The sequence below is a fragment of the Dermatobacter hominis genome (genome assembly GCF_020715685.1).
Classification (GTDB): domain Bacteria; phylum Actinomycetota; class Acidimicrobiia; order Acidimicrobiales; family Microtrichaceae; genus Dermatobacter; species Dermatobacter hominis.
Map to the genome: position 1 here is coordinate 443,323 of NZ_CP085840.1, position 15,270 is coordinate 458,592.

14 protein-coding genes are annotated in these 15,270 nt (G+C 74.0%); 5 read left to right on the plus strand and 9 right to left on the minus strand.

The window, feature by feature from the left end:
• Nucleotides 1–87 precede the first annotated feature (87 nt).
• From LH044_RS02140 to LH044_RS02165, 6 genes are all read right to left on the minus strand, one after another.
• On the minus strand, nt 88–1,158 hold the full coding sequence (locus LH044_RS02140) for a serine hydrolase domain-containing protein (protein ID WP_227758150.1): 1,071 nt from the start codon (nt 1,156–1,158) through the stop codon (nt 88–90).
• 22 nt (nt 1,159–1,180) lie between these two features.
• Nucleotides 1,181–2,089, minus strand: coding sequence for a hypothetical protein (locus LH044_RS02145; protein WP_227758151.1), 909 nt, complete (start codon nt 2,087–2,089; stop codon nt 1,181–1,183).
• 324 nt (nt 2,090–2,413) lie between these two features.
• A complete protein-coding gene (locus tag LH044_RS02150) occupies nt 2,414–2,713 on the minus strand; it encodes a Dabb family protein (protein WP_227758152.1) in 300 nt (99 codons plus the stop codon).
• Between the two features lie 271 nt (nt 2,714–2,984).
• Nucleotides 2,985–3,710 (minus strand): mechanosensitive ion channel, encoded by a 726-nt coding sequence (locus LH044_RS02155; RefSeq protein WP_227758153.1) that lies wholly within the window; start codon nt 3,708–3,710, stop codon nt 2,985–2,987.
• Entirely contained in the window at nt 3,707–4,093 is a 387-nt protein-coding gene (locus tag LH044_RS02160) for a hypothetical protein (RefSeq protein WP_227758154.1), read from the minus strand. Before LH044_RS02160 ends, LH044_RS02155 begins: the two co-directional genes overlap by 4 nt.
• A complete protein-coding gene (locus LH044_RS02165) occupies nt 4,090–4,653 on the minus strand; it encodes an RNA polymerase sigma factor (protein ID WP_227758155.1) in 564 nt (187 codons plus the stop codon). Before LH044_RS02165 ends, LH044_RS02160 begins: the two co-directional genes overlap by 4 nt.
• Before the next feature lie 85 nt (nt 4,654–4,738).
• Between LH044_RS02165 and LH044_RS02170 the strand changes: the two genes are divergently transcribed.
• Nucleotides 4,739–6,256, plus strand: a complete 1,518-nt coding sequence (locus tag LH044_RS02170; protein ID WP_227758156.1) for a TIGR03619 family F420-dependent LLM class oxidoreductase — start codon at nt 4,739–4,741, stop codon at nt 6,254–6,256.
• 25 nt (nt 6,257–6,281) lie between these two features.
• On the opposite strand, the gene LH044_RS02175 is transcribed toward LH044_RS02170, so the two are convergent.
• Nucleotides 6,282–6,914, minus strand: a complete 633-nt coding sequence (locus LH044_RS02175) for a cysteine hydrolase family protein (RefSeq protein WP_227758157.1) — start codon at nt 6,912–6,914, stop codon at nt 6,282–6,284.
• 35 nt (nt 6,915–6,949) lie between these two features.
• Here LH044_RS02175 and LH044_RS02180 point away from each other — a divergent pair, with 35 nt between their 5' ends.
• On the plus strand, nt 6,950–7,609 hold the full coding sequence (locus LH044_RS02180; RefSeq protein ID WP_227758158.1) for a Maf family protein: 660 nt from the start codon (nt 6,950–6,952) through the stop codon (nt 7,607–7,609).
• Here the strand turns inward: LH044_RS02180 and LH044_RS02185 are convergent.
• On the minus strand, nt 7,590–10,124 hold the full coding sequence (locus LH044_RS02185; protein WP_227758159.1) for a glycoside hydrolase family 3 protein: 2,535 nt from the start codon (nt 10,122–10,124) through the stop codon (nt 7,590–7,592). The genes LH044_RS02180 and LH044_RS02185 overlap by 20 nt on opposite strands.
• Nucleotides 10,125–10,301: 177 nt before the next feature.
• On the opposite strand from LH044_RS02185, the gene LH044_RS02190 reads away from it, so the two are divergent.
• The 3 genes from LH044_RS02190 (at nt 10,302) to LH044_RS02200 (ending at nt 12,493) form a co-directional block, all read left to right on the plus strand.
• Nucleotides 10,302–10,634 (plus strand): hypothetical protein, encoded by a 333-nt coding sequence (locus LH044_RS02190; protein WP_227758160.1) that lies wholly within the window; start codon nt 10,302–10,304, stop codon nt 10,632–10,634.
• Nucleotides 10,634–11,143 (plus strand): nuclear transport factor 2 family protein, encoded by a 510-nt coding sequence (locus tag LH044_RS02195; protein ID WP_227758161.1) that lies wholly within the window; start codon nt 10,634–10,636, stop codon nt 11,141–11,143. The genes LH044_RS02190 and LH044_RS02195 overlap by 1 nt, the downstream gene beginning before the upstream one ends.
• A 171-nt stretch (nt 11,144–11,314) precedes the next feature.
• Nucleotides 11,315–12,493, plus strand: coding sequence for an amidohydrolase family protein (locus tag LH044_RS02200; protein ID WP_374210579.1), 1,179 nt, complete (start codon nt 11,315–11,317; stop codon nt 12,491–12,493).
• On the opposite strand, the gene LH044_RS02205 is transcribed toward LH044_RS02200, so the two are convergent.
• Nucleotides 12,486–15,170 (minus strand): putative bifunctional diguanylate cyclase/phosphodiesterase, encoded by a 2,685-nt coding sequence (locus tag LH044_RS02205; RefSeq protein WP_227758163.1) that lies wholly within the window; start codon nt 15,168–15,170, stop codon nt 12,486–12,488. The two genes, LH044_RS02200 and LH044_RS02205, sit on opposite strands and share 8 nt — an antisense overlap.
• Between the last annotated feature and the right edge of the window lie 100 nt (nt 15,171–15,270).

The window sequence follows — 15,270 nt, forward strand, 5'->3', positions numbered from 1 at the left end:
CCGCTCTGTCACGTCTCGCGGTGCCGAACGGGGCCGCCAGCCGTGACAGAGCGTCGAGCGGGCGACTGGGGATCGGGCGGCGGGCCGTCAGGGGCGGAAGCAGTCGACGACGTCGGACCAGAACCGCTCGAGGTGCGGGCGCAGCGTGCTGGGCGTCTTGCCGAGCCGGACGACCACCAGGTCGAGGGCGGGGACGCAGCAGATCATCTGGCCCTCGTAACCGTTGGCCCAGAACGTGCCGAGCTCGTCCTCGACGCGCACCCACCAGTGGTGCCCGTAGCCCCAGCCGTCCTCGGGGTCGATCGAGCGGAGCGTCCGGGCGGAGTCCACCCAGCCCTCGGGCAGGAGCCGGCGGCCGTCCCACACGCCGTCGCGCTGGTAGAGGAGCCCGAACCGTGCGAAGTCCCGGGCCGTGGCGAACAGGTACGACGAGCCGACCCAGGTGCCCGCCGCGTCGCACTTGGCGGTCGCGCTCCGCATGCCGATGGGGTCGAGCAAGCGCTCGCGGAGGAACGTCGTGATCGCGTCGGCGCCGGCCGGCGCGCCGTCGTCGCGCCCCGCTGCGAGGCTCCCGACGAGCCGGGCGAGGATGTTCGTCGTCCCGCTCGAGTAGTTGAACGTCGTGCCGATCGGGTGCTCGAGCGGCTGGCCGGCCGCGTAGTGCGCCATGTCGTCGGCGCCGGAGCCCCACAGCATCTCGAGGCAGTCCGAGACCGTGTCGTCGACGTAGTCCTCGACGAAGTGCAGGCCCGAGCGCATGGCCAGGAGGTCGTCGACGGTGATGGCCCTCCGGGGGTCGGCCGGATCGGTCCACTCCGGCACCGCCGCGGGCGCCGACGGGTCGAGGCGGCCGTCGCCGACGAGCACCCCGAGCAGCGCGTGGGTCACCGACTTGGCCATCGACCACGAGATCAGCGTCGTGTCGCGGTCGACGCCGGGGGCGTACCGCTCGGCGACGAGACGTCCGCCCTGCACCGCGACGATGGCCAGCGATCGAGCCAGCTCCGGCGTCTCCTCGACCGAGAAGACCGGGTCGAGCAGGGCGGCCAGGCGCTCGGGGTCACCGGTCGCCTGCTCGCCCTCGGGCCACTCTTGCGCAGGCCACGCGACGCCGTCGGGTTGGCGGGGGAGCGGGACCAGCGGGTCGGCGAGGGTCATGGCGGGCCTCCGGGAGAGCGCCTCAGGCGAGGGGCCGGCCGAACGGCAGGGACTCCTGCCACGTGGACAGGTACGCCTCGGCCCGGTAGGCGGCGCCGAGGTACGGGCCCTCCTCGTGGCCGGCGACCTCGGCGGCGATGCCCCGCACCGTGGCGTCGGCCTCGGCGCGGAGCGACTCGGCGGTGGCGCCGTCGGCCGGGCGGAAGGCCAACAGGGGGCCGAGCAGGCTCAGGAAGTCGGCGACGACGACCACGTCGCGCCGGCGGGCGACCGCGAGGCCCTTGGCCGTGACCGGCGCGACACCGCAGGGGACGATCGCCCGCTGGGGGAGCTCGGCGGCGAGGTCGTGGTCGACCAGCCCCATCTTCGAGCCGCACACGAGCAGGTCGGACGGGGTCGTGGCGACCTCGGCGCCGTCGCCGGTGGCGGCCACCTCGGCGCCGGCCGCGACGAGTGCGGCGGCGATCGCGTCCGCGCTCGCGCCGGCGCCTTCGACGACCGCGGTCGCGCCGGCCAGGCCGCCCAGCGCGACGTCGGCCGCGGCGGCGATCCCGATCCCGAGCAGCTCGTCGCCGAGCTCGGTCCGCAGCGGCGAGCGCCGGTCGAGCTCCTGCAGCGCGGTCAGGTCGCCGGGGGCGACGCCCTTGCCGGCGTCGAGCGACAGCGTGCCGGCGGCGACGGGCTCCTGGAGCTCCTCGACGAACGCGGCGATCGCGGCGTCACGGTCGTCGGGCGCGGCGCTGATGCCCGCGGACGCCCCGCTCACCTGCTGCTCGAGCAGCGCCCACGAGTAGGACCGAGACCGCGCCATCGTACGGGCGCCGTCCTGCAGCACCTTCTTGGCCCAGCGCACCACCCCGTCTGCGTGCGCCGCGCCCGGGAGGTCGGTGACGACGAACGCGTCGGTGGACGAGAGCTTCTGGAGTGCCATCGGGGCGCAGTCTGCCCGAAACCGTGGGCCGCGGTCGGCACGGTGGGGTCCGGTCGTCGGCGCGCGGACGACCCGGGCCGAAAAACACCGGAGGCCGTGTGGAATCGAACCCCCCGTGCCGATTCCACACGGCCTTGCCGGACACCGGGAGCCCTCGGAGACCGAGCGCCTCGACCGGCGTCAACCACTCGGTGGTTGACGGAGAGCACCATAGGCCGAACCGGTGACCGCTGTCACGCAAAAGTTTCGGGAGTGTGAACGGGGTTCGAACAACGGCGCGACGGGAGGTGACGCGACGGGTCCGGCCACGCCGCGACGGTGCCGTCAGGCCGGGTGCTCGTGCTGCGCCGCCGTCCGCGAGGCGAGGATCGGACGGATCATCTCGGCGATGATCCGCTGGTGCTCGGGGTGGTCCCGGTACGCCACGTAGCCGTCGACGTCGTCCACGTCGGCCACGACCACGAGGTCCGCGTTGTCGTCGGCCAGGTCGAGGTCGACCCCGACGACGTAGCTCCGCAGCTCGGGGATGCGGTCGGGCAGACCCCGGAGCGCCGTGGCGATCGCCTCCACCTCCTCGGGCGAGGTGCCGTCGACGAAGGTGAGGAGGACCACGTGGCGAACCATGGGCGGGAGCCTACGTACGGTGGCTCGAGGCGACCGCACCCCGGACGCGAGCCGGGGGACCCCGTCGGGTCCCCCGGGAGTGAGCACTCGGGATGTTCCTGTTGCAGCACCAGCAGGGAGACAGGAGTGCGATGGCTTTCCCACCGGGCTGGATGGCAGCCCCTCCCGGTGGTTCGATGCGCCGCCTCAGCGGCGTGTCACAGGTACTGACGTACGGGGTGCACGGAAGTCGCGTCGGTCGCAGATGTTTCTCGGGAATGGGCCGAACGGCTCAGGGCCGCACGGTGAAGGGCTGCTCGAGCAGGTAGCCGTGGGGCACGTGCTGGCGGCTCCCGTCGGCGGTCTCGACCTCGACCGTCGTCGGGTGGACCCGGACGATGCGCCCGGTCAGGGGCACGCCGCCGAGGGTCTCGCAGGACAGCGTCCAGCCCTCGCGGAGCTGGGCCCGCAGCGCCCGCCCCGCCGCGAGCTGCGCGGCGACGTCGCGACCGCCGAACGACGACAGGAGCGCGACGGCGGTCGCGGGCACGGCCAGGACGATGACGACCAGGGCGGCGATCATCCCGTCGGCCACGCCGGCCTGGTGCAGGGCGAGCAGCAGGGCGATCACCATGATCAGGATCCGCAGCACCCGCTCGAGGTTCTCCTGGCGGACGCCGCTCGCCCGGCGCGCCGACTGGCCGACCGCGGCCGACACGCCCACGGCGACGGCGTAGCCGATGATCACCATGACGAACGCCAGCAGCAGGTTCGGGAGCGAGTCGCTGATCGTCTCGCCCATGTCCTCGAGCGCGTCGCTGTCGAGGACGCCGACGGCGATGACGAGGCCGATCGCGGTCGCGGTCCAGAACACGAGCGAGCCCACCGAGCGTGCCGTGGCCCGGACGGCGGGGGAGCGGTCGGCGCCGCCACGTGCGGCGCGCACGAGCCGCCCGCCGAGCTCGCCGAGCAGCAGGCCGCTGCACACCGCCACGAGGGCCCAGATCCAGTTGTTCACGTCGCGGCCCTCCCTTCGGCGGTCGGCCCTGCCGCGCCCGGGCCCCCGTCGTGGGCGGCACCGGTCCCGTTCCTGTCGGCAGGAGGAGGCGGCTCGGTGAGGATCGTCATCAGGGTCCTCACCCCCAGGCCCAGCAGGTCGAGCGCGGTGCCGGCGGCCGAGCGGCCGATCAGCTGCTGCGAGACGGTGTCGGCGACCCGGTCCTCGATGTCCGACGGCGGCTCGAGCAGGGCCCGCAGCGAGCCGCGCAGCTGCCCGTCGTCGGCCTCGAGCTCGGCGTCGATCGCCGCCGTGTCGAGCGACTCCAGCGCCTCCGGCTGGGGCGGCTGGGGGTCGGTGGGGTCGGGCGGCGAACCCGTGGGCTCCGCGCGGTGGTCGTTCATGGTTCCTCCTCGCGCCGTTCGGCGTCCTGCAGCGCACGCCGGGCGCGCAGCAGGCGGGTCTTGACGGTGGGCACCGGGACGTCGAGCGCCTCGGCGATCTCCTGGTACGACATGCCCTCCACCTCGCGGAGGACGACGATCGAGCGACTGGTCTCGTCGAGCCCGGCGAGCGCCCGGCCGACGGCCGCGAGGCTGTCCATGCCCGCGGCCCGGTCGGCGGGGTCGGCCCGGTCCGCGATCTCGGGCATGTCGAGCGGGTCGGTCGCCAGGTCGCGCCGGCGGCGCAGCGCGTCGATGGCGGTGTTGTGGGCGATGCGCAGGACCCACGTGCGCTCCGAGGCGTCCCCCCGGAAGCCGCCCATCGACGTCCAGGCCCGCATCATCGTCTCCTGCACGACGTCCTCGGTGAGCTGGCGGTCGTGCAGGATGCCGAAGGCCAGGCGGAACACGGCGTCGGCGTGCTCCTCGATGAGATCGCCGAGCTGGCGGTCGAGCGCAGGGCGCTCGACCGCGCGGAGGTCGGCCCGGCGGGCACGTCGGCGGCGGGGGAGGGCAGGCACGACCGTCCCAGTCTGCGGTCGACGGGCGCGAAACCGTCGCGGCGGGGTCGTTGCGACCGGCCGCCGTTTCGTGGAGGCTCCCCGGATGCGCGAGTTCGATGTGGGCATCGGGGCCCTGGTGGTGCTCCACGGGCACGGCGACGAGCCGGCGTCGGCCCGGGAGTGGGGGCGCCGGGTGGCCCCGGCGGGCTGGGAGGTCGTCGCGCCGGGCGCGAGCCGCGACGACGAGGGCGTGCGGAGCTGGTTCGGCACCGGACCACGTGGTGCCGACGGCGATGAGCTCCGGCGCTCCGCCGGCCGGATCGCCGAGCTGGTGGCCCGCCTCCAGGAGACCGGTCGTCCGGTCGCCGTCGTCGGGTTCTCGCAGGGCGGCGCGCTGGCGCTGAGCCTCGGGCTGGCGGGGTGCCGCCCCGACGCCGTGGCCTCGGTGTGCGGGTTCCTCCCCGACGTGGACGACGACGACCTCCTCGAGCGCCTCGGGACCGGCCCGGGGGACCCGCCGACGCTGCTGGTCGCCGGTTCGGCCGACGAGCACGTGCCGGCGTTCCTGTCGACCGACGCCGCCGCGGTCCTGTCCGCCGGGGGGCGCCCGGTCACCTCCGTGGTCGAGGACGGCGGTCACGAGGTGACCACGCAGGCGGCCGACCGCGTGCGCGCCTGGGTGGCGGAGCAGCTTGCCCGGTCGATCCGCGTGTCGGTCGGGCTGCCGGTCGACCGCACCGACACCGGCGCGGAGCTGGTCTCCGGAGAGGCGATCGCCGAGCTGGCGGCGGCCTACGAGCGCCTCGGCTTCGCCGCGGCCTACGTGACCGACCACCCCGCGCCGGACGACCGCTGGCTGGCCGGCGGCGGCCACCAGGCGATGGAGCCCACCGTCGCCCTCGCCACCGCCGCGGCTGCGACCCGACGGCTGCTCCTCCACACGAACGTGTACGTGCTGCCGTACCGCAACCCCTTCATGGCGGCGAAGTCGCTGGCCTCGCTCGACGTCGTGTCGGGCGGCCGGCTCATCGTCGGCGTCGCCGCGGGCTACCTGCGCCCCGAGTTCCGGGCCGTGGGCACCGACTTCGAGGACCGCACCGCGCGCCTCGAGGAGGCGTTGCAGCTGCTGCCGCGCATCTGGTCCGAGACGTCGGTCGCCGCTGACGGGACCGGCTTCGAGGCCCGCGGCGTCACGGCGGAGCCCCGGCCGTGGCAGCGGCCGCACCCGCCGATCTGGGTCGGTGGCAACAGCCCCGCGGCCATGCGCCGCGCCGTCCGGTGGGCGCAGGGCTGGTCGCCCTTCCCGACGCCGGGGGGCATGGAGGCGGCGGTGCGCACCTCGGCGATCGCCGACATGGACGACCTGCGCGCCGCCCTCGACCGCGCCCGCGAGCTGTGCGAGGCGGAGGGGCGGACGACGCCGCTCACGATCTGCTTCGTCCCGTTCTCGCTGCAGGGCTACCTGCGCGACCCCGTCGGCGGGCTGGCGCCCATGGTCGACGAGATCGCCGAGATGGAGTCGATCGGCGTCGACTGGGTGGCGCTGCAGGTGCCGGGCCTGGCCCGGGCCGAGGTCGCCGACCGCGCCGCAGCGCTGGCCCAGGCGCTCGACCTGCGCTGACCCACCGCCCCGGTGCCGGGGCGGTTCAGCCGGCGACGAGCGCGTCGACGCTGGTGATCGTCGCCACCATCGCGAGCGTGTTCGCCAGGACGTCGTCGCCGTAGTCCGCCGGGACGCCGACGACGGCGTCGGAGGGGACGACCACGCGGTAGCCGAGGTCGGCGGCCGACAGGCAGAGGCCGAGGACGCCGACGTTGAGCGAGACGCCGCACGCCACGACCGTGGTCGTCCCGAGCGACCGCAGGACGGCGTCGAGGTCGGTGCCGGTGAACGGCGTGAGGCCGTGGTGGCGGACGCTGCGGAGGTCGCCGGCGGTGTCGCCGAGCTCGTCCACGAGCTCGACCGCCGGGCTGCCGGCGAGGATCTGACCCGGGTTGCGGGCCAGCGCCCGCGTCAGCGGCGTGTTGAGCACCGTCCCGCGCCGGTCCTCGCGCCACTGGGCGATGCAGTGCACGACGGGCACACCCCGCTCCCGGGCGGCGGCGACCAGCCGGCCGCAGGCCTCGAGCGTGCCGCGCTCTCGGGCGGCGTCACGGAGCTGGGTGAGCGTCGCCTCGTCACCCACCACGCCGCGCTCGAGCTCCATCGTCACCACGGCGGTGCCCTCGGCGAGCGTCGGAACCCCGTCGCCGCCGGTCCTGTCGTCGCTCGTCGTCACGGCGGCGGAGCGTAGCGGTGCCACACTCCTGGACCGTGAGCTCGGCACCCCAGGACGGACCGCTGGTCCTCGCGTCGGGATCCCGGTACCGCGCCGCGCTCCTGGCCGAGGCCGGGATCGAGGTCGCGATCGACCCGCCCGACGTCGACGAGCGGGCCTTCGACGTCCTGCTCGAACGGCTCGGGCCCGACGGCCTCGCGGTCGAGCTCGCGCTCCGCAAGGCGCTCGACGTCGCGCCGCGGCACCCGGGGCGGACGGTGGTCGCGGCCGACCAGGTGGGCGTGCTGCCGACCGGCGGCGGCGTCGAGCTGCTCACGAAGCGGCCGACGGTCGAGGGGGCGGTGGCGCAGCTGGTGGCGATGTCGGGGACCACCCACCGACTCGTCAACGGAGTGGTCGTCATCGGCCCGGGTGGGACGTGGCACAGCGGGGTCGACGTCCAGGTCGTGACGATGCGGTCGTACACCGAGGACGAGGCGCGGGCCTACGTCGAGCGCTTCGAGCCCTTCGACACGTCCGGGTCCTACCGCCTGGAGGACGGCGACGTGCTGGTGCGCGAGGGCGGTCCCGGCGCCGCGCTGGTCGCGTCGGTCGCGGGGGAGCACGCGAGCGGGGTGGTCGGCCTGCCGCTGCCCCTGCTGCGCCGCCTCCTCGCCGACGCCGCGGCCCCCGGGTTCAGCCCTCGGGAGCCGTGACGTCGACCTCGAGGGTCGCGTGCACGTCTCGAGAGGATCGGGCCACGTGGACGAGGAACCGGCCGGGTTCGACCGTCCAGTCGCCGGCCTCGGGGTCCCACGCGGCGAACGCCCGCCGGCCGAGCGCGATGCGGACGTCGGCCGTCCCGCCGGGCTCGAGGTGCACCTTGGCGAATCCGCGCAGCTCCCGCTCCGGTCGCCGCAAGGTGGACTCGGGATCGGTGACGTACACCTGCACGACGTCCGCACCGGCGCGCGGCCCGGTGTTGGTCACCCGGAGGGTGACGTCGACCCCGGCGGCGTCGGGCGACAGGGGGGTGGCCCCGACGAGGTCGCCGACCCCCACCGCCGAGGCCGACAGCGCCGGCTCGCTCCACGAGAACGACGTCGTCGACAGCCCGTGGCCGAACGGGAAGGCCGGCTCGGTCCCTCGGGCGTCGAAGCCCCGGTAGCCGAGCAGCAGCTCCTCGCCGTAGAGCACCTTCCCCGCGTCGCCCGGATAGTTGAGGAACGACGGCCAGTCCTCCTCGCGACGGCCCAGCGTCGTCGGCAACCGCCCGGTCGTGTCGGCCGCGCCGAGGAGGACGTCGGCGACGGCGCCGGCCGTCTCCTGGCCGAGGTACCAGGTCTGCAGCAGCGCCGGCGCGCCCTCGGTCCCGTCGAGGAGGACCGGCGCACCGGCGTTGACGAGCACGACGGTGCGGGGGTTGGCCTCGATGACGCGACGGGCCAGCTCGTCCTGGCCCCCCGGCAGCGCCATCGACGCCCGGTCCTCGCCCTCGGTCTCCCAGTCGGCGTTCAGCCCGAGCGCGAGCACCACGGCGTCGGCGTCGGCCGCGGCGCGCACGGCCCGGTCGAGGGCGTCGTCGGGCACCGGCGGCACCATGCCGATGAGCAGAGCGCCGACCGCGAGGTCGCGGAACGAGCGGAACTCGCCGACGAGCTCCACCTCCTGGCCGTCGGTGAGGTCGACCTGGGTGCGGATCTCCTCGGAGCCGAGGCCGAAGAACGACGTGCCCGGCCGGCGGTCCTCGGTGTTGTCCAGCGCGACCTCGCCGTCGAGGAGCAGGCGGCCGGTCCCGCCGGTCACCAGCCCGAAGGTGTGGGCTCCGGGCACCGTGGCGGTGAACGTGCCGGTGATGCGGACGCTGAAGCCCGACGACGGCACGGCGTCGTCGTCCATCCACATCAGCTTCGTATCGGCGTGGGACTCGACGAGCACGGGGTCGCCGGCGAGCTCACGGTTCGCGAAGTACTCGACGGTCACGCCCGAGGGCCCGTCCTGGGGCCGGGCGGGTCGGATCTGCGCGGGCGGCACGGGACGGGCCGTGCGGGACGAGTCGACGCCCGGCTCGTGGACGACCTCGAGGCGGCCCTCGGCGATCGGCTCGGCCAGCGCGTCGAGCAGTCCGTCGAGGATCGAGTCCGTCCGGTGCAGGTTGACCGCGGCCGACCCGCCGCCGAGCAGCGCGGTCGCGGCGGCGTTGGGTCCGACGACCGCGAGCCGGCGGACCCGGTCGAGCGGCAGCGGCACCAGCGGGCTGCCCTCGACCGGGTCGTTCCGGAGGCAGACGATGGCCTCGGTGGCGGCCCGGCGCAGCACCGGCCGGTGGGCGGGGTCCTCGGCGTCGGACTCGACCGAGCCGGCGCCCTCGGTGGTCGACTCGTTCGAGAACACGCCGGTGCGCTCGGCGAGCAGCAGCAGGCGCCGCACCTGCTCGTCGAGCACCGACTCGTCGAGCTCGCCGTCCCGGACGCGCTGCGCCGTCGTCGCGCCGGTGTGTCGCGCCGGGCCCGGCATCTCGAGGTCCTGGCCGCCCTCGACCGAGCGCTCGCTCTGGGTGCCCCACCAGTCGGACATGACCACGCCGTCGAAGCCCCACTCGCCCTTGAGGACGTCGCGCAGGAGCCAGGTGTGCTCGGCGCAGTAGGTGCCGTTGAGGCGGTTGTAGGCCGACATCACCGAGAACACGCCGGCCTCGACCGCAGCCTCGAACGGGACCAGCAGGAGCTCCCGCAGGGTGCGCTCACCCACCTCGGACGAGATCGTGTGGCGCTGGTACTCGCTGTCGTTGGCGACGAAGTGCTTGATGCACGCGCCGACGCCGGTCGACTGGACGCCCTCGACGAACGCGACGGCCAGCGCGGCCGACAGGTGGGGGTCCTCGGAGTAGCACTCGAAGTTCCGGCCCGCGAGCGGCGATCGGTGCAGGTTGACCGTCGGCGCGAGCAGCACGTTGGCGCGCTTGGCCCGGGCCTCCGAGCCGAGCACGCGGCCGACCTCGCGAACGCGGTCGGGGTTCCAGGTCGCGCCGAGGGCGGAGCCGCAGGGCCCGCACGCCGAGCGCGTCCCGACCCAGCGCGCCCCCCGTGCGCCCACCGGGCCGTCGGTCACCTTGAGCGCCGGGAGCCGCACGCGGTCGACCGCCGCGCCGTGCCACATGTCCACCCCGGCGGTCACCGCCGCCTTCTCCTCGAGCGTCAGCTCGGCCAGCAGCTCGTCGATCCGTGACAACGCGGTCCCCCTGTGCGCTCGGCCGCGGTGCCGGCCGGCCACACGGCACGACGGGGGGTCCGACGTCCGAACCGTTGCCGTCGCGGGCGGTGACGCTACAGTCTCGTGACGTCCTCACCGCTCGGCGGTGGAGGCCATGGGGGACAGGGGCAGTCCAGGGGGCCAGAGGGGGCAGACATGCGGTACGAGTTGGTACGACTCGCGCAGTTGGTGTTCGCGCTGTCGATGATGTTCGGCGCGTTCCTGTGCGGGCTCGCGATCGGTTGGCTCCGGTGGGGTCGATCCCTGCCCGAACGACCCGACCCGGCGGCCGAGGCGGAGGGCGTCCCCCGCATCGTCAAGCCGGACCTGTTCTCGCCCGCGGTCGTGCCGACCATGGCCGGCGATGCGCCCCCGGCGACGGTGCTCGAGCTGCAGCGCTGGACCGTCGACTCCGAGCCCGTGGACGCCGAGCTGGTCGTCGACCTGACCGAGCAGCCGACCCCGACGGGCCCCTGGGGCTCGCGCTGATGGCGGGAGACGAGCTGACGCCCGAGCTCCTGGTCGAGATCGAGCGCATCAAGCGGGTCAAGTACGCGTACCTGCGGTGCCTCGACCAGAAGGACTGGGACGGGCTGGCCGAGGTGTTCACCGAGGACGCCACCGCGTCCTACAGCGGTGGCAACTACACGTACTCGGGCCGGGACGAGATCGTCGGGTTCATCTCGCGCAACATGGGCCGCGAGGCGTTCCACTCGAGCCACCGCGTGCACCACCCCGAGATCGACGTCGACGGCGACACCGCCACCGGCACGTGGGCGCTCGAGGACACGGTGCTCGACACCGACTGGGGCTTCGTGCTGTTCGGCGCGGCGTTCTACGTCGACAGCTACCGCAAGGTCGACGGGCGCTGGCTGATCGCCCACACCGGCTACCGCCGGAGCTTCGAGGCGATGGTACCGACGGCGGACGTCCAGGGGTTCCAGGTCACCGCCAGCTGGTGGGCGACCGACGGTCGCAGCACGCTGCCCGTCGAGTGACGTCCGCCTGACGGTTCCTCCGCGCCGCTCCCTGCGGGTACAGTTTCTGACGACCCGTCAGAAACCGCTCTGGGGGGCGATGGCAGAACCCGGTCCCGAGCCGGGGGAGGAGGCACGGTGACCATCACCGAACCCAGCACGGAACCCGCGGCCGAGACCGGCGACCTTCCGATGATCGTCAGCGTCGACGACCACGTCGTCGAGCCGCCGCACGTGTGGGAGACCTGGCTGCCCGCGAAGTACCGGGACCGCGGCCCCAAGGTCGAGCGCCGCGGCATCGGCGCCATGAAGCACATCGGTGGTGGGGCCTACGAGCAGGAGTTCACCGACGACGGCCAGCCGGCCGACTGCTGGGTCTTCGAGGACCTCGTGTACATCCACAAGCGCCACGTCGCCGCCGTCGGCTACTCCCGCGACGAGATGACGATGACGCCCATGACCTACGACGAGATGCGCCCGGGGTGCTACGACCCCAAGGCCCGTGTCGAGGACATGCTCGTCAACCACGTCGACGTGTCGCTCTGCTTCCCGACGTTCCCGCGGTTCTGCGGCCAGACCTTCACCGAGGCCAAGGACCGCGAGCTCGGCGAGGCCTGCGTCTACGCGTACAACGACTGGATGGTCGAGGAGTGGTGCGGCGACAGCGACGGGGCGCTCGCTCCGCTCTGCATCATCCCGCTGTGGGACGCCGAGCTGGCCGCCAAGGAGGTCCGGCGCAACGCCGCCCGCGGCGTCCACGCCGTCTGCTTCAGCGAGATCCCCCCGCACCTCGGTCTGCCCAGCATCCACACCGGCTACTGGGACCCGCTGTTCCGGGCGTGCGAGGAGACGAACACGGTCGTCTGCATGCACATCGGGTCGTCGTCGCGCATGCCGGCCACGTCGCCCGACGCGCCGGTGGCGGTCGCCGCCTCGCTCAGCTTCAACAACTCGATGGCCAGCCTGTCGGACTTCCTCTTCTCCGGCGTGCTCGTCCGGTTCCCGAACCTGAAGCTGGCCTACTCGGAGGGCCAGATCGGCTGGCTGCCGTACATCCTCGAGCGCGTCGACGACGTCTGGAGCGAGCACCGGGCCTGGGGCGGCGTCGCCGACCTCATCCCCGAGCCGCCGTCGACCTACTACTACCGGCAGGTCTACGGCTGCTTCTTCCGCGACCAGCACGGGCTCAACTCGCTCGACGTCATCGGCATCGACAACGTGACGTTCGAGACCGACTACCCGCACACGGACTCGACGTGGCCGCACACCAAGGAGGTGGCCGAGAAGATGATGGGCCACCTGCCCCCCGACGTGCAGTACAAGATCCTGCGGGGCAACGCCATCCGGATGCTGTCGCTCGACATCACCTGACGCGGCCCGACACGGGCCGACCCGCCGGGGCGGGTCGGCCGTGCGGCGGCACCTGCAGGATCGTCGCGGCCAGATCGGCCGGCTTCGGCCGCGCGATCAGGTAGCCCTGCGCCATGTCGCAGCCGAGCTCCCGGAGGCGGTCCAGCTGCTCCGGCGTCTCGACGCCCTCGGCCACGGTCTCGAGGCCGAGCACCTTCGCGAGGTCGACGAGGCCGCGCACCATGTCGGGACCGGACTCGCCCGAGGCGACCTCGGCGACGAACGAGCGGTCGATCTTCAGCACGTGGACCGGGTACTGCTGCAGGTGGCTGAGCGACGAGTAGCCGGTGCCGAAGTCGTCGACGGCCAGGCCGACGCCGAGCTCTCGGAGCCGGTGCACTGCGGCCAGCGCCGCGACGTCGTCGCCGATGAGGGCGGTCTCGGTGATCTCGAGGACCAGCGCGTCGGCGGCGAGGCCGTTGCCGACCAGCGCGCTGTGCACGTCGACGTCCAGCCGGCCGGACTCCAGCTGCCGACCCGACACGTTCACCGCCATCGTGAGGTGCGAGCCGTAGCGCTTCCGCCAGACCGCGGCCTGGGCGCACGCGTGGCGGAGCACCCAGCGACCGATGTCGTCGATGACGCCGATCTCCTCGGCGAGCGGCACGAACTCGTCGGGGCCCACCTCGCCGAGGTCGGGGTGCCGCCACCGCAGGAGCGCCTCGAAGCCGACGACGCGCCGGTCGGCCACGCCGACGACCGGCTGGTACTCGAGGCGCAGCTGGTCGCACGCCAGCGCGACGTGCAGCTCGTTCTCGAGCTGCAGGCGCCGGACCGCGGCGTCGCGCATGGCCGGCTCGTACTCCATCCACCGCCCGCGCCCGGCGGCCTTCGCCCGGTACATCGCCGTGTCGGCCTCGCGCAGCATCGAGCCCGGCGACGAGCCGTCGCCGCCGCGGGCGATGCCGATGCTGGCCGACAGCGAGATGGGCCCGTTGGCGAGCACGATCGGATCGGCGAGCGCGGCACGGACGCGCTCGGCCGCCCCAGGCGCGTCGGCGCAGCGGTCGAGGAGCACGGCGAACTCGTCGCCGCCAAGCCGGGCGACGGTGTCGCCCGGGCGCAGCACAGTGGTCATCCGCCGGGCCACCTCGCGCAGCAGGTCGTCGCCGGCATCGTGGCCGAGGCTGTCGTTGACGTGCTTGAAGCCGTCGAGGTCGACGTACAGCACCGCCGGCTGGTCGTCCTCGTCCCGGGAGAGCGAGAGGGCGGTGTGCAGCCGGTCCCGGAACAGCGTGCGGTTGGCGAGGCCGGTCAGGTGGTCGTGGGTCGCCTGGCGGACGAGCAGCTCCTCCATCCGCTTCCGGTCCGTGATGTCGCTGAGCGTCACGACGATGCCCTGCACGTCGGGGTCGTCGAGGAGGTTGACGGCCCGCACGGCGAGCCAGCGCTCCTCCTCGTCCCAGGTCAGGCGCAGCTCCTCGTCGACGGGTTCGCCGGCGCTCGCGAGCGCCGCGTCCAGCAGGCGGCGGGCCGCGCCGCCCGTGGCCCGCTCGTCGTCGGAGCCGCCGACGACGTCGTCGCCGACGGCGCCGGCGTCGGGGATGCCGACCAGCTCGGCGAGACCCGGCGACTCCCGTCGCAGCACGCCGTCGCGGTCGAGCACCATCACGGCGTCAGACGAGTTCAGCGCCAGCTTCCGGAACAGGCGCTCGCTGGCCTCGAGCGAGTCGACCGCCTCCTGCTCCTGGTGCAGGAGGTGGAGGGTGCGGCGCCAGACCAGCGCGGTGACGACGAGGGCGGCGACGAGCGGGGCGGCCAGGTCGTCGTGGCCTCCGAGGACGTCGACGAGCACGAAGGCCCACGGCACGATCAGACCGAGGTAGGCGATCCCGAGTCGGACGGTGCTGACGCGCCCGGGCGCCGTCCGATCCCGTGCCGGTCCGTCCCGGTCGTCCGCGGTCCGCATGGTCCAGCAGGCGGTGGCCAGGAGGGCGGCGCCGACGATCCATCCGGCGTTCATCGGGCCGACCAGCCAGCTCTCCTCGCCGACGACGAGGAAGCCCATGTCCGACACGAGCCAGCACGAGACGCCCCCGGCGAGCGGCCACGTCACACGCCGGGGCGTCTCGCCGTCCAGCAGCATGCGCACCAGCAGGCAGAGGAGGAGCGCGTCGAGGACGGGGTACGTCGCCCACACGGTCCGGTCGAGCACGGGGACCGAGCCGTCGAAGATCATCGGTCCGGCCCAGAGCTCGCCGACGACGAGGATCGCCAGCACTGCGACGACCGCCATGTCGATCAGCGCGTCGCCGTCGCTGCGGATCCTCCGCCGCCATTCCGGGACGGTCGCGACCATCGCCGCGCCGACGAGGAGGTACGAGGACAGCCACGGCACGTCGGGGAGCGAGACGCTGGGCGTGGCGTCGCGCAGCCAGCTCTCGAGCGTCCACAGCAGGTCGCCGAGCGTCGAGCACACGACGCCGGCAGCGAGCAGCCGCCTGGGCACCCGGCGGGCACCGGGGCGGGCGGCGCCGACCACCGCCAGGACGGACGCGAGCACGAGGCCCGCCAGGTACGTGGCGTTGCCGAGGTCGCCGTCCGGCTCGACCGACTGGGCCACCGCCAGCGCCGCGAGCACGGCCGCGGCGAGCCAGGGCCAGTGGCGGCGCCAGGCGGGTTCAGCGGGGGTGGGCATGCGCGGGGTGCTCGGAGCGGTGGGAGGTCGGGATCACGGTGGGCGAGGTGGTCCCACGTACATCGACACGCGTCGAGCGGTGCTTGATGAAGTGGCCCCG